The sequence below is a fragment of the Micromonospora sp. NPDC018662 genome, from assembly GCF_044391475.1.
Classification (GTDB): Bacteria; Actinomycetota; Actinomycetes; order Mycobacteriales; family Micromonosporaceae; genus Micromonospora.
In genome coordinates, this window is sequence record NZ_JBISAC010000008.1 from 270,154 (window position 1) to 289,039 (window position 18,886).

The 18,886-nt window shown below is 72.0% G+C and carries 21 protein-coding genes and 1 pseudogene; 12 read left to right on the forward strand and 10 right to left on the reverse strand.

Annotated features, from left to right (window positions below; all coding sequences use genetic code 11):
• The first annotated feature begins 341 nt into the window (after positions 1 to 341).
• The 3 genes from ACH495_RS23250 to ACH495_RS23260 all read left to right on the forward strand — a co-directional run bounded on the left by ACH495_RS23250 (position 342) and on the right by ACH495_RS23260 (position 2,920).
• Positions 342 to 725 carry a tyrosine-type recombinase/integrase gene (locus tag ACH495_RS23250; protein ID WP_396859801.1) on the forward strand — a complete coding sequence of 128 codons (384 nt, stop codon included), beginning with the start codon at positions 342 to 344 and terminating at the stop codon, positions 723 to 725.
• Positions 726 to 775: 50 nt separating this feature from the next.
• Positions 776 to 1,132: a hypothetical protein gene (locus ACH495_RS23255; protein ID WP_396859802.1), complete on the forward strand. Its 357-nt coding sequence runs from the start codon at positions 776 to 778 to the stop codon at positions 1,130 to 1,132.
• 432 nt (positions 1,133 to 1,564) lie between these two features.
• Positions 1,565 to 2,920 (forward strand): GrpB family protein, encoded by a 1,356-nt coding sequence (locus tag ACH495_RS23260; RefSeq protein WP_396859803.1) that lies wholly within the window; start codon positions 1,565 to 1,567, stop codon positions 2,918 to 2,920.
• A 28-nt stretch (positions 2,921 to 2,948) separates the two neighbouring features.
• Here the strand turns inward: ACH495_RS23260 and ACH495_RS23265 are convergent, their stop codons facing one another.
• Positions 2,949 to 4,154 carry a pyridoxal phosphate-dependent aminotransferase gene (locus tag ACH495_RS23265; RefSeq protein ID WP_396859804.1) on the reverse strand — a complete coding sequence of 402 codons (1,206 nt, stop codon included), beginning with the start codon at positions 4,152 to 4,154 and terminating at the stop codon, positions 2,949 to 2,951.
• Positions 4,155 to 4,267: 113 nt separating this feature from the next.
• Positions 4,268 to 4,434: pseudogene (locus ACH495_RS23270) on the reverse strand (ADP-ribosylation/crystallin J1); the annotation flags it as partial.
• A gap of 199 nt (positions 4,435 to 4,633) precedes the next feature.
• Between ACH495_RS23270 and ACH495_RS23275 the strand changes: the two are divergent.
• On the forward strand, positions 4,634 to 5,260 hold the full coding sequence (locus tag ACH495_RS23275) for a hypothetical protein (RefSeq protein ID WP_396859805.1): 627 nt from the start codon (positions 4,634 to 4,636) through the stop codon (positions 5,258 to 5,260).
• A 94-nt stretch (positions 5,261 to 5,354) separates the two neighbouring features.
• Here ACH495_RS23275 and ACH495_RS23280 read toward each other — a convergent pair whose 3' ends face one another.
• The 3 genes from ACH495_RS23280 to ACH495_RS23290 all read right to left on the reverse strand — a co-directional run bounded on the left by ACH495_RS23280 (position 5,355) and on the right by ACH495_RS23290 (position 7,820).
• Complete coding sequence (locus ACH495_RS23280) at positions 5,355 to 5,708, reverse strand: hypothetical protein (RefSeq protein WP_396859806.1); 354 nt, start codon at positions 5,706 to 5,708, stop codon at positions 5,355 to 5,357.
• Positions 5,709 to 5,779: 71 nt separating this feature from the next.
• Positions 5,780 to 6,337, reverse strand: coding sequence for a hypothetical protein (locus tag ACH495_RS23285; RefSeq protein ID WP_396859807.1), 558 nt, complete (start codon positions 6,335 to 6,337; stop codon positions 5,780 to 5,782).
• A 214-nt stretch (positions 6,338 to 6,551) separates the two neighbouring features.
• Positions 6,552 to 7,820, reverse strand: a complete 1,269-nt coding sequence (locus ACH495_RS23290) for a LysR family transcriptional regulator (protein WP_396859808.1) — start codon at positions 7,818 to 7,820, stop codon at positions 6,552 to 6,554.
• Positions 7,821 to 7,998: 178 nt separating this feature from the next.
• On the opposite strand from ACH495_RS23290, the gene ACH495_RS23295 reads away from it, so the two are divergent.
• The gene (locus tag ACH495_RS23295; protein ID WP_396859809.1) at positions 7,999 to 8,955 is read left to right on the forward strand and encodes a threonine/serine dehydratase; all 957 of its coding nucleotides are present in this window, start codon (positions 7,999 to 8,001) and stop codon (positions 8,953 to 8,955) included.
• Positions 8,956 to 8,968: 13 nt separating this feature from the next.
• Here the strand turns inward: ACH495_RS23295 and ACH495_RS23300 are convergent, their stop codons facing one another.
• Positions 8,969 to 9,430 (reverse strand): Lrp/AsnC family transcriptional regulator, encoded by a 462-nt coding sequence (locus ACH495_RS23300; protein ID WP_396859810.1) that lies wholly within the window; start codon positions 9,428 to 9,430, stop codon positions 8,969 to 8,971.
• Positions 9,431 to 9,526: 96 nt separating this feature from the next.
• Between ACH495_RS23300 and ACH495_RS23305 the strand changes: the two genes are divergently transcribed.
• Positions 9,527 to 10,159: a LysE family translocator gene (locus ACH495_RS23305; RefSeq protein ID WP_396859811.1), complete on the forward strand. Its 633-nt coding sequence runs from the start codon at positions 9,527 to 9,529 to the stop codon at positions 10,157 to 10,159.
• A gap of 77 nt (positions 10,160 to 10,236) precedes the next feature.
• Here ACH495_RS23305 and ACH495_RS23310 read toward each other — a convergent pair whose 3' ends face one another.
• On the reverse strand, positions 10,237 to 10,713 hold the full coding sequence (locus tag ACH495_RS23310) for a roadblock/LC7 domain-containing protein (RefSeq protein ID WP_396859812.1): 477 nt from the start codon (positions 10,711 to 10,713) through the stop codon (positions 10,237 to 10,239).
• Positions 10,714 to 10,718: 5 nt separating this feature from the next.
• The gene (locus tag ACH495_RS23315; RefSeq protein WP_396859813.1) at positions 10,719 to 11,090 is read right to left on the reverse strand and encodes a hypothetical protein; all 372 of its coding nucleotides are present in this window, start codon (positions 11,088 to 11,090) and stop codon (positions 10,719 to 10,721) included.
• Between the two features lie 286 nt (positions 11,091 to 11,376).
• On the opposite strand from ACH495_RS23315, the gene ACH495_RS23320 reads away from it, so the two are divergent.
• The 6 genes from ACH495_RS23320 (at position 11,377) to npdG (ending at position 16,005) form a co-directional block, all read left to right on the forward strand.
• Positions 11,377 to 11,709: a PadR family transcriptional regulator gene (locus ACH495_RS23320; RefSeq protein ID WP_396859814.1), complete on the forward strand. Its 333-nt coding sequence runs from the start codon at positions 11,377 to 11,379 to the stop codon at positions 11,707 to 11,709.
• A complete protein-coding gene (locus ACH495_RS23325) occupies positions 11,703 to 12,662 on the forward strand; it encodes a hypothetical protein (protein WP_396859815.1) in 960 nt (319 codons plus the stop codon). Before ACH495_RS23320 ends, ACH495_RS23325 begins: the two co-directional genes overlap by 7 nt.
• Before the next feature lie 135 nt (positions 12,663 to 12,797).
• The gene (locus ACH495_RS23330; RefSeq protein WP_107161651.1) at positions 12,798 to 13,001 is read left to right on the forward strand and encodes a hypothetical protein; all 204 of its coding nucleotides are present in this window, start codon (positions 12,798 to 12,800) and stop codon (positions 12,999 to 13,001) included.
• 78 nt (positions 13,002 to 13,079) lie between these two features.
• Positions 13,080 to 13,709, forward strand: coding sequence for a histone (locus ACH495_RS23335; RefSeq protein ID WP_396859816.1), 630 nt, complete (start codon positions 13,080 to 13,082; stop codon positions 13,707 to 13,709).
• An 80-nt stretch (positions 13,710 to 13,789) separates the two neighbouring features.
• Positions 13,790 to 15,226 carry an RNB domain-containing ribonuclease gene (locus ACH495_RS23340; protein WP_396859817.1) on the forward strand — a complete coding sequence of 479 codons (1,437 nt, stop codon included), beginning with the start codon at positions 13,790 to 13,792 and terminating at the stop codon, positions 15,224 to 15,226.
• A gap of 80 nt (positions 15,227 to 15,306) precedes the next feature.
• Positions 15,307 to 16,005, forward strand: coding sequence for an NADPH-dependent F420 reductase (npdG, locus tag ACH495_RS23345; RefSeq protein WP_396859818.1), 699 nt, complete (start codon positions 15,307 to 15,309; stop codon positions 16,003 to 16,005).
• A 105-nt stretch (positions 16,006 to 16,110) separates the two neighbouring features.
• Here the strand turns inward: npdG and panB are convergent, their stop codons facing one another.
• Positions 16,111 to 16,956 (reverse strand): 3-methyl-2-oxobutanoate hydroxymethyltransferase, encoded by an 846-nt coding sequence (gene panB / locus ACH495_RS23350; RefSeq protein ID WP_396859819.1) that lies wholly within the window; start codon positions 16,954 to 16,956, stop codon positions 16,111 to 16,113.
• Positions 16,957 to 17,073: 117 nt separating this feature from the next.
• A complete protein-coding gene (locus tag ACH495_RS23355) occupies positions 17,074 to 18,834 on the reverse strand; it encodes an NAD+ synthase (protein WP_396859820.1) in 1,761 nt (586 codons plus the stop codon).
• Positions 18,835 to 18,886: the final 52 nt, after the last annotated feature.

Below are 18,886 nucleotides of genomic sequence, written 5' to 3' on the forward strand. Positions count from 1 at the left end.
CGCGGCTGTCGACGACGAACGCATCGCGAAGAACCCGTGTTCGGCAAAGTCGATCACCCCGCCGCGACCGGTGCAGCGCCGGGTGGTGCCGCTGCGCTACGACCAGGTTTCGGCAATCCGCGGTGGCCTCGCCCAGCGGTACCGGGCGATGGTCGACTTGGGCGCCGGCTGCGGTCTGCGGCAGGGCGAAATCCTCGGGCTCGGCGTCGACGACATCGACCTCGACGCCCGATGGGTGCACATCACGCGTCAGGTCAAGCTCGTCCGCTCCCGGGCTAGTCTTCGGCCTGCCCAAGAACGACCGGGACCGCCGGATACCGCTGCCCGACTCCGTCGCCCTGGTGCTGCGCCAGCACATCGACGACTTCCCGCCCGTGTCGCTCACCCTGCCGTGGGAGAACCCGGCCGACGAGGAGCGGGTGACGGTGCCGCTGCTGTTCACCACCACCCGCCGGGGTGCGATCAACCGGCACACCTTCGACGACAAGAGTTGGCGTCCCGCCGTACGCGCGGCCGGCATCACCCCGACCCGGGCCACCGGCATGCACGCGCTGCGCCACTTCTACGCCTCGTCGCTGCTGGACGCGGGGGAGAGCATCAAGGCCCTGGCGTCGTACCTCGGCCACGCCGACCCCGGCTTCACGCTCCGGGTCTACACCCACCTGATGCCGGCCAGCGAAGAACGCACCCGCCGCGCGATCGATGATCTGTTCGCGGCATCGTAGATCCCAAAGCGCCATGACCCGAGATACGTCGACAGGCAGGATGCGAACAGATGGACCGACCCGCCCTCCGACCTGGTGATCACGTCGAGCTTTCCTGCGAAGCGGTCGAGTGCATGGACCGGACCTCTTTCCCGGCCGTGGTGCGGGTCGTGTTCACCGATGCGCAGGGTCGTGCATGGTCGCTCGTCGACAAGGCGCCCATCTTCGGTGGCGACCTCGACCCCGAGTCGACGTTGCCGACGCCAGCTGCGGTGCGGTGCGTCGTCAAGGAGTTCCGCGACATGCCTGACGCCTCGTCGGTGCCGTTGGTCCTGGTCTCGACCGAGCCTGACGGCGTAACGGCCGAGGACGGAACGGCCGTCTTCCTCGTCTCCGTGGATCTCCTGGGTCCGGCGGCATCCAGATAGTTGGGCGTGATCCGGTCGGCTTGTGACCCCGGCGGACGTGCGGTCGTCGAGGCTTCCGAAATTTCGCCAGACGGCCTGGCGACGGCCTGAGAGGGTGTCGGAAGGGTAAAACGCCTGCTCAGAGTACGTGCAACCTTCACAATCCGGCGTACAGGTCGACTCGTCCGTCGCCCACCAGCTCAGAGCCGTGGTCAAGGCTCTGAGCTGGCCGTTTATCCGGTGCTGTTGGTTGAGCTTGGTCATCGTTGGGTGGCGTTTGGCGGCCCGGGACGGCCTGAGTGCTGGCTCAGTTGGCCTCGCTTCGTCCCTCGGGCACTCCGACCCCGGCTTCACGCTCCGGGTCTGTACCCACCTGATGCCGGCCAGCGAGGAACGCACCCGGCGTGCCATCGATGATCTTTTCCAGGAACCCTCGTTCACTACGGTGGCGACGTGAAGGACGCTAAGCCTGTAGTCGAAGTGGTGCCCTACGATCCGGCCTGGTTGAAGCTATTCAGGGTCGAACAACGGCTGTTGTCTGAGGTGTTGCCTATGGCGCTGAGCGTCGAGCACTTTGGGTCGACCAGCGTTCCTGGACTGGCGGCCAAACCCATCATTGACATCATGGTGGTAGTACCCGAGGTTGATGCGGTTGTCACTGACCTCCGGGTACTTGAACAGCTCGAGTACGTCTATCGTCCGACGGCTTTTTCTGAGGACAATGACCACTTGTTCTTCGCGAAGGACACCGCCGGCATTCGAAGCCACCACCTGCACGTCTTCGGCGTCACGTCGCTGGTGCCGGAAGCGAACCGCGTCCTTCGCGCCTACCTCGCGGCCACCCCCGACGCTGCCCGTCGCTACGAGGCGGCAAAGCGGCGTGCAGCCGAGCTGTACCCCTACAGCCGAGCCCAGTACGGCGCCGCAAAGGAAGAAGTGGTGGCGCACTTGTCGGCCGAGGCCCGCCGGTGGAGCCTGCGAAATTCGCTGTCCGGTCGTCGGGGCCCAGTGGTAGAAAGCCGGGTGCGCAACATTCTCACGTTCTCTGACCATCTGCGGCTGATCGACGAACGGTCGACCGCCTTCCGCGCCGCGGTCGCCGCGGCACCCAGTCTCGACCTGCAGGTTCCGACCCATCCCGAGCGGACGCTGGTCGATCTCGTGCACCACGTGGGCCTGGCCCGCCGCAAATCGGCCGCCATCGTCGCCGCCGGGCCGGCAGACGCGCCCCCGGAGAAGTCGGCTTGGGACGACGGCACGGGTGCGCCTCGGGAACGCGAGGCACTGCTGGCCTGGTGGACCGAGTCCGTCGAGCAACTGACGAGCGCACTGCGTGAGGCCGGTCCGGATCGCCGTTGCTGGACGTGGTGGGACGACTCGCCGTCGCCGCAGACCTCTGGTGCCTGGGCGCGTCGACAGGTCCCCGAGATCGCGGTGTACACCTACGACGTCCAGCTCACCCTGGGTGCCCCGCAGCCGCTACCGGACGAGGTCGCCCTCGACGGTTTCGACGACTGCCAGTTCACCCTCTGTGCGACCACGGTCGCCTGGCCACACCACCCCGCCATCGTCGACTACCACGCCACCGAGGGCCGCTCCTGGCGCCTTCGGCTTTCCCGCGACGGGGCACAGGTCGCCCGCGTCACGCCCGCTGCCGGCGAGGATCCCGAGACGGCCGACGCCTCCGCCCGGGGTACGGCAAGCGACCTGGTCCTGTTCTTCTACGGCCGCATACCGCTGGAGGCGCTGACGTTCGAAGGCGACCGTTCCATCTTCGATCAGCTCGCCGCCTGGGACCCGTCCGTGTGACCACCGACGACTTGCGCTCCGACTTCTCCTACTGCCGGTAGGTGGCCAGGAAGGTTCGGATGCGGCCGACCGCGTCGTCGAGCACGTCGGTCGGCGCCAGGAAGACCAGGCGCAGATGATCCGGGGTGTCGATGTTGAAGCCGCTGCCGTGCGAGATCAACAGATGCTGTTGCTCCAGCAGGTCGATCACCAGCTTCTCGTCGTCGTGGATCTTGTGGACGGCCGGGTCGAGGCGGGCGAAGAGGTAGAGCGCGCCGGCCGGCTTGACGCAGTCGACGCCGGGGATCGAGACGAGTTCGCGCCAGGCGTGGTCGCGCTGTTCCAGCAGGCGACCGCCGGGGCGGATCAGCTCGTCGATGCTCTGGTATCCGCCGAGTGCGGTCTGGATGGCGTGCTGGGCCGGCACGTTCGGGCAGACCCGGAGGTTGGCCAGCAGTTGCAGCCCGTCCAGGTAATCGGTGTCGGTGCCGGTGAAACCGCTGGTGGCGAGCCAGCCGGAGCGGAAACCGGCGGCCCGGTAGACCTTCGACAGGCCGCCCATGCTGACCACCGGCACGTCCGGGGCGAGCGCCGCGAGCGGGTGGTGCGTGGCGCCGTCGTACACGATCTTGTCGTAGATCTCGTCGGCGAAGATCAGCAGGCCGTGCCGGCGGGCCAGTTCGATCATGCCGTGCAGGGTTTGTTCCGAATACACCGCGCCGGTCGGGTTGTTCGGATTGATCACCACGAGGGCGCGGGTGCGTTCGGTGATCCGGGAGGCCATGTGCTCCAGGTCGGGCTGCCAGCCGGCGCCCTCGTCGCAGCGGTAGTGCACCGCCTGCCCGCCGCACAGGGTCACCGCGCCGGTCCAGAGCGGGTAGTCGGGGCTGGGCACCAGCACCTCGTCGCCGGAGTCGAGCAGCGCCTGCAACACCATCACGATCAGCTCGGAGACCCCGTTGCCGAGCAGCACGTCGTCCGGCTGCACGCCGGTCACGCCGAGGCTCTGGTAGCGCTGGGCGACGGCGACCCGGGCCGAGTAGATGCCCCGGGCGTCGCTGTAGCCCTGCGCCTCGACGATGTTCTGCACCACGTCGGCGACGATCGGCTCGGGCGTGGCCAGCCCCCACGGCGCCGGGTTGCCCAGGTTCAGCTTGAGGATCCGGTGGCCGGCGGCTTCCAGCTCCTGCGCCCGCCGCAGCACCGGGCCCCGGATGTCGTACCGGACGCCTTTCAGCCGTTGCGCCTGCCGCAAAAGGACCTCCTTAATCGCGGTAAACACGTCATCCGGGAAAATGGCGTCGGAACAGTCTATCAAGCCATGCATTCGAGCCGTCGATGACCAAGAAGGAATTGACCTCGCGAATTGATGGTCTGCCCGCCGGCCTGGCGCACCGGGTAGCGCGTGAGGAACTCCGACTGCACGTGGAAGCGGGTCACGTAGCCGACGCCGGAGGCCGGCACGTTCCAGTCCCGGGCGATCCCGACGCCCGGACGAGGGCCAGCTCTTCCGGCCCGGTCGGGCGCCACCGCACCGTCGTACCGTCATCGGCCGGGACGCTGGTTGACGCGGCACCTGCCGAAAACCGCTCATATTGACGGATCTCGGTCTTTGCGCGCGGTTGCCGATAGATGGGCCATAACGTCTCCCTTGCCGGGCACCGTCCGCCACACCGGCCCGAGCCGGCGAAAGTTGGCGGACGGGGGTGATCGACCCGGCGAATGGAGGACATCATGAGGTTCCGTTCCAGGACCGTCGGGGCGGTGCTCGCCGTGGCCGCCGTGAGCACGCTCGTCGCCGCGGGCGTCGTCAAGAATCCCGCCAGCGCGGATGGGCGCACCTTCTCGTTCGCGATGGTCCGCTCGCAGGGCGCCGAGGCCGCCAACTGCATTCCGAACGCTCGTGCCGTCGTACGGGTCCACCCGGAAGGGCCCAACGAGATCCTGACGATCCGGGCCGCCGGCCTGCCACCCCGTACCAACTTCGATCTGTTCGTCCTGCAACTGCCCGACGCGCCGTTCGGGGTGTCGTGGTACCAGAGCGACATGCGGTCCAATCAGTACGGCGTCGCCCGGGTGACGGTGATCGGGCGGTTCAACATCGAGACGTTCGCCGTCGCGCCCGGCAGTGGGCCCGCGCCGAACACCCATCCTGGCCTCGACGCGACGACCAACCCGCCGTTCGGCCCGGTCCACACCTACCACCTGGGCCTCTGGTTCAACTCGCCGCAGGAGGCGGTGGCGGCCGGCTGCCCGGGCGCGACCACCCCGTTCAACGGTGATCACACCGCGGGTGTCCAGGCCATGAGCACCCGTAACTTCCCGAGCCTGGCCGGTCCCCTGAGCCAGGTCGGCTCCTGATCCTCCGGCAGCGGCGCCACGGGTGAACGTGGCGCCGCTGCCCGTGCCCCGCGACCGCGACCGGCGTCATGCGCCGGCCGCCGCCGCGCACCGGTCAGTACGGGTAGATGGTGAACCTGTTCAGGTAGGCGCAGTTGGGGTCGTTGGCCAAGACCTGGGACACGTACCAGCCGTCCGGCACGTTGCTCGCCGCGCACATGCTCATGCCGGGGTAGATCTCGTTGGTGATCTGCCAACGGTTCAGGTAGCCGCAGCTCGGGTCGTTGGAGCGGCCCAGGGTGGCGACCCATCCGGCGGGAATCGAGCCCACCGCACAGATGGAGGTCGACGCGGCCTGTGCCGGGCTGCCGATCGCCAGGGACGCGCCCACTCCGGCCACCGTGACGGCCAGTGCCACCGCGCCGTTCCGGGTCGTCGTCGCCCACGTTCTGAGGTGTCTTCTGTCCATTGTCTGCTGCCTTTCTCGGGTGCGGGATGCTGACTGCGCGGAATGGGATTCCGCTGGAGGGCGAACCGGGATCAGAGCCGTCGAATGACGTACCGGTTGAGGTATGCGCAGTTCGGGTCGTTGGCCAGCACCTGCGTGACGACCCAGCCGCCGGGGACGTCGGACGCCGCGCACATGGAGATGCCGTCGTAGAGGCTGGAGGTGATCTGGTAGCGGTTGAGGTTCGCGCAGTTCGGGTCGTTGGAGCGGGCGCCGGTGGCGATCCAGCCGCCGGGAATGCCGGTCGCCGCGCAGACGGAGATGCCGTCGTAGAGGCCGGCCCTGATCTGGAAACGGTTGCTGTATCCGCAGGTGGCGTCGTTGGCGGCGCCGCCGGTGGCGTACCAGCCCCCGGGGATGCCCCACAGGCTGCAGACGGGGATGCCGTCGTAGAGGTCGTTGGTGATCGCCAGCCGGTGGTAGCCGGCGCACTGGTTGATCCCGACGCCGGTGACCACGTAGCCGGCCGGCACCCCGGCGTTGGCGCAGACGACAGTCGAGTCGGCGCGGGCGGGTTCGGCGTTGCCGGCGACGGTGCCGACGAGGGTCAGGCCGAGCACGGCCAGGGCGGCGAGTCCGTGCCGCAGCATTGCTCCCATCCGGCGGGGAACGCGTTGTCGCATACGTCTTACCTCCAGTTCGCGAGCCACTTCGGAGCGTGGACAATTGCTCGCCGTCACATTGACGACGAACGCTCAACGAGATCGGACGTTAGCAACCAGAGGTGAATCGCGCGAAGCGAGGATCCGGCTTTTCCGCTCCGGAAAAGCCATTCCGCCAAGGCTAAGACAATGTTAGCTGCGGCTATGTGTTGTTGGAGATCAGCGGCGTCCCGGCGGTCAGTTCCGCATCGCGCGCCGCCTGCGCCCGGTAGAGGTGGTGCAGCAGCAGGAAGCCTCGTACGGTCGGCTCCGGCCGGCCCTCGGCGGACCGCTCCAGCAGCGTGCCGCCCAGCTGGCGCTCCAGCCGGTGGAGGCGTCGTTGCACGGTGCTCGGCGAGCAGCCCAGCCGGGTGGCGGCCTGCGGGGCCGAGCCGGTGCGCAGCATCTCGAAGGCGGCCTGGAGGTCGTTCCAGTCGATGACGTCGCGGGCCGGGGCGGGGTCGCCGGTTTCGTCGACGTCTATCGTCGCACCGCTGAACACCTCGGCGTGGTGCGCGTCCAACCAGGACCGGAAGGGCGACACGGACCACGCGCGGTAGAGGTACCAGCCGATGAGGACGCCGCAGAACTGGTCGGCGAGTGCGGCGGAGAGCCGGTCGGGATTCCAGGCCACCACCAGGTCCAGGCTGGGCAGGCCGGTCACCGGGCGGACCACCACCTCGTCGTCGGTGCGCGCGACCGGCACGCAGAGCGTCACCGCGTGCCCGCCCGCCACCAGGTCGCGGATGCTCCGGGTGCGGTCGGTCCGGTACGCGATCCGAGGGTGGAAGCCGTAGCCTCGGCACGCCTCGACCAGGAGTTGCTCGACCGCCGGGTCGTTGCTGGTCAGCCAGGGCTCGTGCCGGAGTTCGGCGAGTGTCAGCACCGGGTTCCGGGCGAGCGGATGCCGGGTGCTCATCGCCAGCCGCAGGGGATCGCGGACGGCCACGTGCCGCCGTACCGATGCGGCAACCGGCGCGTGGTGCAGCGTGTGCACCCCGAGGAAGACGTCGAGGGCACCCCGCGACAGGTCGGCCATCGCGAGGTCCGGCCGGAGTTCGGCACCGTGCCACCGACTCGTCGGCCAGCGCTGCGAGAACCACCGCACCAGCTCGCCGAGCGAGGTCACGTAGGTGGCGAAGGCGCACTCCGGCGGGCCGGCGACCGGGGGAACGGTGGCGGCCCGCAGCGGGCCCGCCATGCGCCGAGCGGCGTCGGCCAGCGTCCGACCGGCGGCGGTGACCTGCACCCCGCTGCCGGTACGGTCGAACAGGTCGGCGCCGGCGAGTTGTTCGGCGGCGTTCACCCGTCGGCTCAGCGCCGGCTGCGAGACCCGTAACAGCTCGGCGGCGCGGGTCATGCTCGGCGTCGTGCTCACCACGCCGATGGTGTGCAGCATGCCCCACGGCAGCGCGGACCCGGGTTCGGACATCGCGCTCACCGTCCCGCCGGGAGGGTGGCGAGGGCGACCGCCCCGCACCGCGCCACGGCACCACCGGCCACCGGCAACGACATGCGCGCAGCCTAGGCGACCGACCGGCGTCCCGCCGCCCAGGGCCACCGGGACGGCTCGCCCGTCCTGGACCGAGGGGTTGTGGCACGCTGCGGTGATGATCGAACTTGCGGACATCGAGGCGGCCGCCGACCGGATCGCCGGTCATGTGGTCCACACGCCCACCGTGCCCAGCCCCGGTCTGTCCGAGCTGCTCGGCGTGCCGGTCACGGCGAAGCTGGAGCTGTTGCAACGTACCGGATCGTTCAAGGCCCGGGGTGCGGCGGCGAAGCTGCTCGCGCTGGACGAGGCCGAGCGGGCGGCCGGGGTGGTGGCGGTCAGCGGCGGTAACCACGGCATCGCGGTGGCGGTGATGGCCGGCACGCTGGGCGTGGCGGCGACAGTGGTGATGCCCCGGACGGCGCCGGCGCGGGCGGTCGAGGTGGCACGCGCGGCCGGTGCCGACGTCCGCCTGACCGACGACATGGCCGCCGCGTTCGCGCTCATGTCGCGGTTGCGGGAGGACGGTCGCACGCTGCTGCACCCGTTCGACGACCCGGTGGTGCTCGCCGGGCAGGGCACGGTCGGGTCGGAGTTCGCCGACGACGCCGGTGAGCTGACCGACGTGCTGGTCAGCGTCGGTGGCGGGGCGCTGATCTCCGGGGTGGCCGCGGCCCTGCGGGCCCGCCGGCCGGGGGTACGGGTCTGGGGCGTGGAGACCGAGGGCGCGCAGGCGATGTCGCAGGCTCTCGCGCAGGGCGGGCCGGTCGAGGTGCCGCTGTCGTCGATCGTCACCACGCTCAGCGCGCCGACCGTCTCACAGCTCACCTACGATCACGTGACTGCGCTGGTCAGCGACGTGCTGGTGGTCTCCGACGCCGAGGCGGTGCGGGGCACGGTGGAGCTGGCCGAACATGCGAAGGTGTGGGCCGAGCCGGCCGCCGGATGCCTGCTGCCGGCGGCCCGCCGGGTACGCGACCGGGTGGGCGCGGACGCCCGGCTGGGCCTGGTGCTCTGCGGCGGCAACACCACAGTCGCCGACGTGGCCGCCTGGACCACGCGCTTCGGCGACTGAGTGCCCTCGGGCACTAACCGAGGTCGGTGGGGTAGGGCCGGTCGAGCACGAAGCTCTTCATCACGAGCGTGGAGTTCAACCGCTGGACGCCGGGGAGTGCCGACAGCACGTCGTCCTCGAGCCGCGCGTACGCGTCCAGGTCGGCTGTCCGTACGCGTAGCAGGTAGTCCGGGTCACCGAACAGGCGCTGGGCCAGCAGGACGTTCGGGACGGCTGCCACGCGCTCCTCGAAGGCGAGCAGCGTGGCCCGGTCCTCCTGCCTCATGGTGACGAACACCAGGGCCTCGAAGCCCAACCCCAGCTTCTTCGGGTCCACCACCGCCCGGTAGCCCACTATCGCCCCGGACGCCTCCAGGTCGCGCACCCGCCGATGCGTCGGAGACACCGTCAACCCGATCCGTGCCGCCAGGTCGGTCAGGCTCAGCCGCCCGTCCTGCTGGAGCTCAGCAAGAATCTTCCGATCGAACGCATCCACCGTCGAGATTCTTCCACAACCTGCGGTCATCGTCGCAAAAGAAGGAAACACATTCTGCTGCTCGGCCGGTAGGTTTCCTCGCAGGAGGGAGGAATCGTGGACCTCGCTGCCGTGCTCGCGTTCTCCGCCGTCGCATTCGCCCTCATCGTCGTCCCCGGTCCCGACTGGGCCTTCGTGCTCGCGGCCGGCACCCGGGACCGGGTCGTGGCGCCGGCCGTGGGTGGCCTCATGGCCGGCTACGCGCTCATCACGCTCCTGGTCGCGGTCGGCGTCGGTCCGCTGGTCGCGAGCCTGCCCCTCGCCCTGACCGGGCTCACCGTGGGCGGGGCCGCCTACCTGATCCACCTCGGCGTCCGGACCCTGCGCGGCAGCGGGCGCATCGGCGACGTCGACGCGCACACCGCGCCCGCGTCGTCCCCGGCCCGCTGCTTCACCCGAGGGGTCGGCGTGAGCGCCTTGAACCCCAAGGGCCTCCTGATCTTCCTGTCGGTCCTGCCGCAGTTCACCGTGGGCACCGGCGGATGGCCCCTGCCGGTGCAGCTCGCGGCCCTCGGCGGCATCTTCGTGCTCATCGTCGCCCTCTTCTACCTCCCGCTCGGTTACGCCGCCGATCGCATACTCGGGGTGCGACCCCGCGTCGCCCGGATCACGACCGACGTCGCCGGCGCGGCCATGGTCCTCGTGGGAGCGGCGCTGCTCGTCGAGCGGCTCGTCAAGACGGCCGCGTAGGACCGCGGGACGTCCGCCGGTGACGCGACGACCCGGTCGCGCCGAGCCTCGGGGGCCGGCGCGACCGGGTCGGTCGGTCAGGGCGTGGTCGGGGTGACGCCGTCGAGCAGGTCGGCGAGGCGGGCCGCGACGGTCGGGGCGTGCAGGTGCAGGCGGGCCACGTTGATGCTGTCCGTGCCGACCACGGCGAGCAGCGCCTGCGGGCTGACCGCGTACACGCTGAGGTAGCCGTGCTCGTTGCGCACCGTGGACTGCTGGAAGTCGCCCTGGCCCAGCCGGAACCCGACCTGCCGGCCCAGCCCGAACATGGTGGCGGCGAGTGCCGCCAGGTCGTCCGGGTTGGCGTCGTTCTGCAGGTTGTGCGTGATGAGCAGGCCGTCGACGCCGCCGAGGACGCAGCCGTGCACGCCGGGGATCTGCAGTCGCAGCGAGGACAGTTCCTGGCCGATGGCCGGGTACGGCAGCGCCGGGTTGCCGGCCAGCGACGGCGGCAGCCGCCGCGCCGGTGGCAGCGTCCCGGCCGCGGCCGGCGTACGGCGGGGGAGATTTTCCACCCGGCTCACAGTTCCAGGCTCTCCTCGATCGTGCGCAGTTGATGCCGGGCCATCGCCAGGTTGGCCCGGCTCTTGCTCACCATGAGGTAGAGGAACAGGCCCTTGCCGGTGCGGTTGCTCAGCGGCCGGATCAGGTGGTATTGGCTGCCGAGCGTGATGAGGATGTCCTCGATCTCGTCGTCGAGCTTCAGCATCTCGATGGTGCGCAGCTTGGCGCGGACCACGTCGGTGTTGCCGGCGGCGGCGACCGTCAGGTCGATCTCACCGGTGCCGCCGGCCACGCCGAGTGTCATGCCGCTGGTGTAGTCGACGAGCGCGGCTCCGATCGCGCCGTCGATGCTCATCGCGTTCTTCAACGCGACGTCGAGGTTGCCCACGGTGTTCCCCCCAGGGTGTTGGCCGGGTGGGCCGGTCTCCGCTCGGGGTGTCGTGCGGGCTGACAGCCGGCGCCTCCCGTGAATATGCTTCGTCGAAGGCTTCCACAGGGAGGTCCGGCCTGCCACCTGCCCGGCCGGTGATCCACCTGTGCGGTCCACCCCCGGCCGACCGCTGGTCCCGTAAATGGGACTCACCGGCCGATGGTCGATCGTGGACCCACCTGCTAGATGTCGCCGAGCATTGATGCGGGCCCCGACCTATGTAGAGAAGCGATACAGTACGGCGGTGCGACTGACCATCCCGGTGGTGAAGGTGCTCTCGGCGTTGCTCGCCGCGCCCGACGAGCCGCGCTACGGCCTCGACCTGATGCGCCTCACCGGCCTGCCCAGCGGGACGCTCTACCCGGTGCTGCACCGCCTCCGGGCGGTCGGCTGGCTCACCGCCGAGTGGGAGGACGTCGACCCGGTCGCGGCCGGCCGGCCCGCCCGCCGCTACTACCGCCTCACCATCGACGGGATCGGCGCGGCCCGGCTGGCCCTGGCCGAACTGCGCGCGCTGGCACCCGGGGAGCGTCCGCACGTCGGCGGCGTCGGGCCGGCCGGAGCCCCGGCGTGGTGACCCGGCGGGTGGCCGCGCTGCTGCTGCGCGCGGCGGTACGCCGCTGGCCGGCGGCCTCGCGGGCCGAGCTGGGCCGGGAGTGGGCCGCCGAGCTGCACGAGCTGGCCCGGACCGGGCGGCGGTGGACGATGCTCCGTTTCGCCACCAGGCTGGCGACCAGCCGGTCGGCCCCGCCACTGGTCGACCGGGCGGCACCGCGCCGGGACGTGTGGCGTACCGCCGGGGTGTTGCTGCTCGCGCCGCCGGCCTGCCTCGTCGCCCTCGTGCTCGCCGCGACGGTGATGAACCTGACCGACGAGTGGCTCGCTGGCCACCTGGCCTGGGCCACGGCGGCGCAGTTACCGGTCTGGGCCGGCGGCACCGCGCTGCTGGGGGTGCTGCTCGCGTGCGCCGTGACCCGGGGCGCGCGGCGGACCGTACGCGTCGGGGCGCTGCCCACGGCGCTCGGCGTGGTGCTGCCGATCGCCGCGACGGCGGCGGTGGTGCTGGGCCTGTTCGCCGGCCGGGGCGAGAGCGGCGTGGCGGAGATGGTGCCCGGCGTGCTGCTCTGGCTGGCGCTGCTGGCGCCGGCCGTCTGGGCCGCCGGGGCGCTGGCCCGGCGGGGGCGGACCCGGGCGGCCTGGCTGGTCGGGGTGCTGGGCGCGCTGGTCGCGGCCGACGCGGCGGTGGCCCTCACGGTGATCGCCACGATTCCGGCCGCCGCCCCCGCCGCCGCCGACCTGCCGCCGGACGCGGTGGACCGGGTCTCCGCGCCGCTCTGGCTGCTGACCTGCTGGACCGACTCGTCGTGGGGGCTGCCCCGCCCGACCGAGTGGGAACGGTTCCTCATCACCGACCGGGTGGGGGTCGAGCCGATGTTCTACCTGGCCTGCACGCCCTACGCGGTGGCGTACGCGGTCGCGGCGGCCCGGGTCGCGGCACCCGGTCCGGAGCCCGTCGCGGCACCCGCCTGACGCCCTGCGGGACCCGGCGGAGGTCTTCCGTCGTTCCCCGCCGCAACGGCCCCGAACACGTCTAATGTGGAGAAGGCGGCGACTATTTGTGGCGTTCCGGTGGCGGCCGGGCGGTTCCCGGTGCACAGTGATCGCATGAGCGACGACGGAAGTGGTGGGCACTACTACTGGTGCACGCGACACCACCGGGTCGAGACCGATGCCGACGTGTGCCCCGCGAAGCACGTTCTCGGACCGTACGCCTCAGCCGCCGACGCGGAGAACGCCCTGCAACAGGTGCGGGAGCGGAACGACGCGTGGGACGCCGAGGACGCCCGTTGGGCCGGGGAGGGCCGATAGACGGCGCGGGATGGACCGCGTCGAGGTGATCCGTGCTCTCGCGAGGGCGAGAGCACGTCCCCAGGAAAGGGAACCGAGATGGCCGTAGCACAGCAGGCCACCCGCCCGGCCGCGAAACGGACGACCGCGAAGAGGACGACGACGGTCACCAAGGCGTCGCCGAACGCCTCGGGCGCCGGCGCCGGACGGACGCCGGCCAGGAAGGCGGTCGCGAAGAAGGCGGCGGCCAAGAAGGTCGTGTCGGCGGCGCGCAAGGCGCCCGCCTCCAGGACCACCGCCAAGAGCGCGCCCGCCAAGAAGGCCACCGCGAAGAAGACGGTCGCGAAGAAGACCACGGCGGCGAAGACCACGGCGGCGCGGAAGACCACGGCGGCGACGAAGACCACGACCGCGAAGCGGACCACCGTCGCGAAGAAGGCGCCGGCCAGGAAGACCACCGCCGCCAAGAAGACCACGGCGGCCAAGAAGACCACCGCCGCCAAGAAGACCACGGCCGCGAAGAAGGCGCCGGCGAAGAAGACCACCGCCTCCACCCGGCCGACGGCCGGCAAGGCGGCGGCCAAGAAGGCGCCCGCGCGCAAGACCACCACGGCGCGCAAGACCACCACCGCCGCGAAGAAGACCACGGCGGCCAAGAAGGCGCCGGCCCGCAAGACCACCACCGCCCGCCAGACCACCGCCCGGAAGGCGCCGGCCCGCCGGGCCTGACGGCTGATCTCGACCCGTTCACCGGCGGCACCCGCCGCGCCGGTGAGCGGAACGGGCGGGGCGCTGTCAGGATTGACCGCGTGGTGATCCGACGCGTACTGGCGCCCCGCATCGACTTCGGCGCGCTGCGCCGCGAGCTGGGACTGCCCGAGAGCTTCCCGGCCGCGGCGCAGCGCGAGGCCGACTCCGCGGCCGCGGCGCCGCTGCCGGCCGTCGCCGACCGGACCGACGTCCCGTTCGTCACGGTCGACCCGGCGACCTCGCGCGACCTCGACCAGGCCATGCACCTCGCCCGCCGGCCCGGTGGCGGCTACCGCGTCCGGTACGCGATCGCGGACGTCCTCACCCACGTCCGCCCCGGTGGTGAGCTGGAGGCGGAGACCTGGCGCCGGGGCCAGACGGTCTACCTGCCGGACGGCAACGTGCCGCTGCACCCGCACACGCTCAGCGAGGGCGCGGCCAGCCTGCTGCCCGACGTCGACCGGGCCGCCGTGCTCTGGACCATCGACCTCGACGCCGACGGCGGCACCGTCGCGGTCACGCTCGAACGCGCCCGGGTCCGCAGCCGCGCCAAGCTCGACTACGGCGGCGTGCAGCGCGACGCCGACGCCGGCCGGCTGCCCGAGCCGATCGCGCTGCTGCCCGAGATCGGCGCGCTGCTCACCGAGCGCGGGCTGCGCCGCGGCGCGATCAACCTGCCGCTGCCCGAGCAGGACGTCGAGCCCGACGGCGACGGGTGGCGGCTGGTGCTGCGCGGCCCCGGCGCGATGGAGGAGCACAACGCGCAGATCTCGCTGCTGACCGGCATGGCCGCCGCCGACATCATGCTCGCCGGCGGGATCGGGTTGCTGCGGACGATGCCCCGCCCCCGGCCGGAGGCGGTCGACCGGCTGCGGCTGGCCGCCGGCCCGCTCGGCGTGCCCTGGCCGGACGGCACGTCGGTCGGTCAGGTGCTGGCCGGGCTGGACGCGTCGCAGCCCCGGGCCGCCGCGTTCGTCGACCAGGCGGCCGAGCTGATGCGCGGGGCCGCGTACACCGCCTTCGACGGCGCGGTGCCCGAGCAGCCGGAGCACGGCGGGGTGGCCGCCGCGTACGCGCACGTCACGGCGCCGCTGCGCCGGCTCGCCGACCGGTACGCCACCGAGGTCTGCCTGGCCCTGCACGACGGCCGGGAGGTGCCCGCGCACGTCCGCGAGGCGTTGCCGAAGCTGCCGGAGGTGATGGCGGCGACCGACCGGACCGCCGGCGCGGCCACCCGCGGCGCGGTGGAGCTGGCCGAGGCGGTGCTGCTGGCGCACCGGGTGGGGGAGGAGTTCGAGGCGGCGGTGCTGGACGTGGACGAGCCACGCCCGGCGGGCAACGGCCGGCCCGGTCGCCCGCCCGGCGGCACGGTCGCGCTGGACGAGCCGCCGGTGCGGGCCCGCTGCACCGGTGAGCTGCCGCTCGGCGAGCGCGTGCGGGTCCGGCTGACCGTCGCCGACCCGACCGAGCGGAAGGTCGCCTTCGAGCGCGCCTGACCGTTGATCGCCCGCGCGCGGGGACATTGTCACAGCGCCTCGACGCGCGGCGCGGCGCCGCCCTTTGCGAGGATGGCCGCATGGCTTACGACGCGACCACGCTGCCCGACGTCTCCGGGCTCACCGTCGGCATCATCGGGGGCACCGGTGACCAGGGGCGGGGTCTCGCCTACCGGTTCGCCCGGGCCGGGCAGACCGTGCTGATCGGCTCCCGCGCGGCCGACCGGGCCGCCGAGGCCGCCGCCGAGATCGCCGCGCTGCCCGGCGTGCCGGCCGACGCCACGGTCGCCGGCGCCGGCAACGACGAGGTCGCCCGGCGCAGCGACGTGGTGATCGTCGCGGTGCCGTGGGACGGGCACGCCGCCACCGTCACCGCGCTCGCCGAGCCGCTGGCCGGCAAGATCGTGGTGGACTGCGTCAACCCGCTCGGCTTCGACAAGCAGGGCCCGTACGCGCTCACCGTGGCCGAGGGCAGCGCCGTGCAGCAGGCCGCCGCGCTGCTGCCCGACTCCCGCGTCTGCGCCGCGTTCAACCACGTCAGCGCGCCGCTGCTGGCCGACCCGGAGGTCGACCGGATCGACCTCGACGTGCTCATCTGCACCGAGGACCGCGACCTGGTGGGCGTGGTCGCCGCGCTGGCCGCGCGGATCCCCGGCATGCGCGGCATCTACGCCGGCCGGCTGCGCAACGCCCACCAGATCGAGGCGTTCACCGCGAACCTGATCGCGATCAACAAGCGCTACAAGGCGCACGCCGGCATCCGGGTCACGGATCTCTGAGCGGCGTCGCCCCCGCGGTTAGGCGGGGGCCCCGGTTAACAGTCGGCTGTTAAGCGGGGGCCCCGCCTCTACCGAATGCGTTAAGCGGGGCCCCCGCCTTACATCTCAGAAGGTGTGTTCGGGGGCGGGGAACTCGCCGGTGCGTACCTCGTCGGCGAACCGGCGGGTCGCGTCGGTCAGCGCGCCGGCCAGGTCGGCGTAGCGCTTGACGAAACGTGGCGCCCGGCCGGCCCGCAACCCGGCCATGTCCTGCCAGACCAGCACCTGGCCGTCGGTGTCCGGGCCGGCCCCGATGCCCACGGTCGGGATGGACAGCTCGCCGGTGACCCGCTTGGCCACCTCGCCGGGCACCATCTCCAGCACCACCGCGAACGCGCCCGCCTCGGCCACCGCCCGCGCGTCGGCGAGCACCTCCTCGGCCGTGTCGCCCCGGCCCTGCACCCGGTAGCCGCCCAGCGTGTGCTCGCTCTGCGGAGTGAAACCGATGTGCGCCATCACCGGGATGCCGGCGCCGACGATCGCCTCGATCTGCGCCGCGCAGCGCCGGCCGCCCTCCAGCTTCACCGCGTGGCAGCCGCCCTCCTTCATGAACCGCACCGCGGTCCGCAGCGCCTGCGCCGGCCCCTCCTCGTACGAGCCGAACGGCAGGTCGCCGACGACCAGCGCGTGCTTCGTGGCCCGCACCACGGCGCGGACCAGCGGCAGCAGCTCCTCGGCGGTCACCGGCAGCGTGGTCTCGTAGCCGAAGACGTTGTTCGCGGCCGAGTCGCCGACCAGCAGCACCGGGATGCCGGCCTGGTCGAAGATCGAGGCGGTGTACTGGTCGTACGAGGTGAGCATGGCCCACCGCTCGCCGCGCTCCTTGGCGGCGAGCAGGTCGCGGGTGCGGATCCGCCGGGTGGCCGGCCCGCCGTACAGGGCGGTCACCTCGGTCGCTGTGGACTCCACCATGACAATCTCCTTCCTCGAGGCCGCGCACGCGGTCCCCGGGTTCCCCGCGATCGTCGCACCGGGCGGCCGGCCACGGGCAGGTCGGAGTGGAGGAATTCACTCCCGGCCGAGGTGCGCTCAGCCGTCCTCGCGCCAGCGGTTGGTGATCGGCAACCGCCGGTCCCGCCCGAACGCCTTCATGGAGATCTTGGTGCCGGGCGCGGACTGCCGCCGCTTGTACTCGGCGGTATCCACCATCCGCAGCACCTTGTCCACCACCGCCGGGTCGTGGCCGGACTCGACCAGGCCGTCCCGGCCCAGGTCGCCGTCGACGTACCCGATCAGGATCGGGTCGAGCACGTCGTAGTCGGGCAGCGTGTCGCTGTCGAGCTGGCCGGGGCTCAACTCGGCCGACGGTGGCTTGCCGATCGAGTTCTCCGGGATCGGCGGCGTCTCGCCGCGCCGCGTCGCGTCCGCGTTGCGCCACTTCGCCAGCCGCCAGACCAGCGTCTTCCACACGTCCTTGACCGGGTTGTAGCCGCCCACCGAGTCGCCGTAGAGCGTCGAGTAGCCCACCGCCAGCTCGCTCTTGTTGCCGGTGGTCAGCACCAGGTGGCCCTCCTGGTTCGACAGCGCCATCAGGATCACGCCGCGGACCCGGGCCTGGAGGTTCTCCACCGCCACGCCGGACAGCGACATGTTGGCCAGGAACGTGTCGACCATCGGCTGGATCGGCTCGACCCGGTAGTCCAGGCCGGTGCGCTTGGCCAGCTCCTCGGCGTCGGTGCGGGAGTGCTCGGAGGAGTGCTGGCTGGGCATCGAGACGCCGACCACCCGGCGCGGGCCGAGCGCGTCCACCGCGAGCGCCGCCGCCACCGCCGAGTCGATGCCGCCGGAGAGCCCGAGCACCACCGAGGGGAACCGGTTCTTGTCGGTGTAGTCGCGCAGGCCCAGCACCAGCGCCTGCCACACCTCGGCCTCGTCGGCGACCGGCTCGATGATCCCGCCGGTCGCCGCCGGCCCGGTCGGCGCGGCCGGGATCGCCGGCACCTCGTGGCGGACCAGCCGCATCCCGTCGGCCAGGTCGGTGGCGCCACCGGCCACCGCCGGCGCCGCCGGCAGCGCCACGTCGTGCACCAGCAGGTGCTCGACGAACTGCGGCGCCCGGGCGAGCAGCGTGCCCTCGGCGTCCACGATCAGCGAGTCGCCGTCGTAGACCAGCTCGTCCTGGCCGCCGACCATGTTCACGTACGCGATGGCGGCGCCCGCCTCGGCGGCCCGCCGGCGCACCAGCGGCAGCCGCGCGTCGTCCTTGTTCAGCTCGTACGGCGAGCTGTTGATGCTGAGCACCAGCCCGACCCCGGCCTGCCGGGCCACCGCGAACGGCCCACCGGCCTGCCACAGGTCCTCGCAGATGGTCAGCGCCACGTCGACGCCGCCGACCCGGACCACGGTCAGCGTGTCGCCGGGCACGAAGTAGCGGTCCTCGTCGAACACCCCGTAGTTGGGCAGGTGGTGCTTGAAGTAGGTGGCCACCACCTCGCCGCGGTGCAGCAGCGCCGCCGCGTTGCGGGCCCCCCGGCCCGGCTCGGCGTCAGCGCTGACCTGCGGCGGCCCGTCCGCGTCCAGGTAGCCGACCAGGACCGGCAGCTCACCGAGGCCGTCGCCGGCCAGGTCGGCGGCGAGCCGGTGCAGCGCGGCCCGGGACGCGGCGACGAAGGACCGGCGGAAGACCAGGTCCTCGACCGGGTAACCGGTCAGCATCAGCTCGGGGAAGAGCACGAGCTGGGCGCCGGAGTCGGCGGCCTTGCGGGTCCACGCGCGGACCCGGTCGGCGTTGCCGGTGAGGTCGCCGACCGTCGGGTTGACCTGGCACAGGGCGAGACGCAGGGTGGGCATGTCCCCATCTTCCCCCAGCCGTCCGGCCCGAATCCGGCCGGACGGGGGAGAG

Bases quoted from the DNA above. Each gene is read 5' to 3' on its own strand.
- ACH495_RS23255 (WP_396859802.1), top strand. From the start codon at position 776: ATGGACCGACCCGCCCTCCGACCTGGTGATCACGTCGAGCTTTCCTGC.
- ACH495_RS23275 (WP_396859805.1), top strand. From the start codon at position 4,634: ATGAGGTTCCGTTCCAGGACCGTCGGGGCGGTGCTCGCCGTGGCCGCC.
- ACH495_RS23280 (WP_396859806.1), bottom strand. From the start codon at position 5,708: ATGGACAGAAGACACCTCAGAACGTGGGCGACGACGACCCGGAACGGC.
- ACH495_RS23285 (WP_396859807.1), bottom strand. From the start codon at position 6,337: ATGCTGCGGCACGGACTCGCCGCCCTGGCCGTGCTCGGCCTGACCCTC.
- ACH495_RS23290 (WP_396859808.1), bottom strand. From the start codon at position 7,820: ATGTCCGAACCCGGGTCCGCGCTGCCGTGGGGCATGCTGCACACCATC.
- ACH495_RS23295 (WP_396859809.1), top strand. From the start codon at position 7,999: ATGATCGAACTTGCGGACATCGAGGCGGCCGCCGACCGGATCGCCGGT.
- ACH495_RS23330 (WP_107161651.1), top strand. From the start codon at position 12,798: ATGAGCGACGACGGAAGTGGTGGGCACTACTACTGGTGCACGCGACAC.
- ACH495_RS23335 (WP_396859816.1), top strand. From the start codon at position 13,080: ATGGCCGTAGCACAGCAGGCCACCCGCCCGGCCGCGAAACGGACGACC.
- npdG (WP_396859818.1), top strand. From the start codon at position 15,307: ATGGCTTACGACGCGACCACGCTGCCCGACGTCTCCGGGCTCACCGTC.
- panB (WP_396859819.1), bottom strand. From the start codon at position 16,956: ATGGTGGAGTCCACAGCGACCGAGGTGACCGCCCTGTACGGCGGGCCG.
- ACH495_RS23355 (WP_396859820.1), bottom strand. From the start codon at position 18,834: ATGCCCACCCTGCGTCTCGCCCTGTGCCAGGTCAACCCGACGGTCGGC.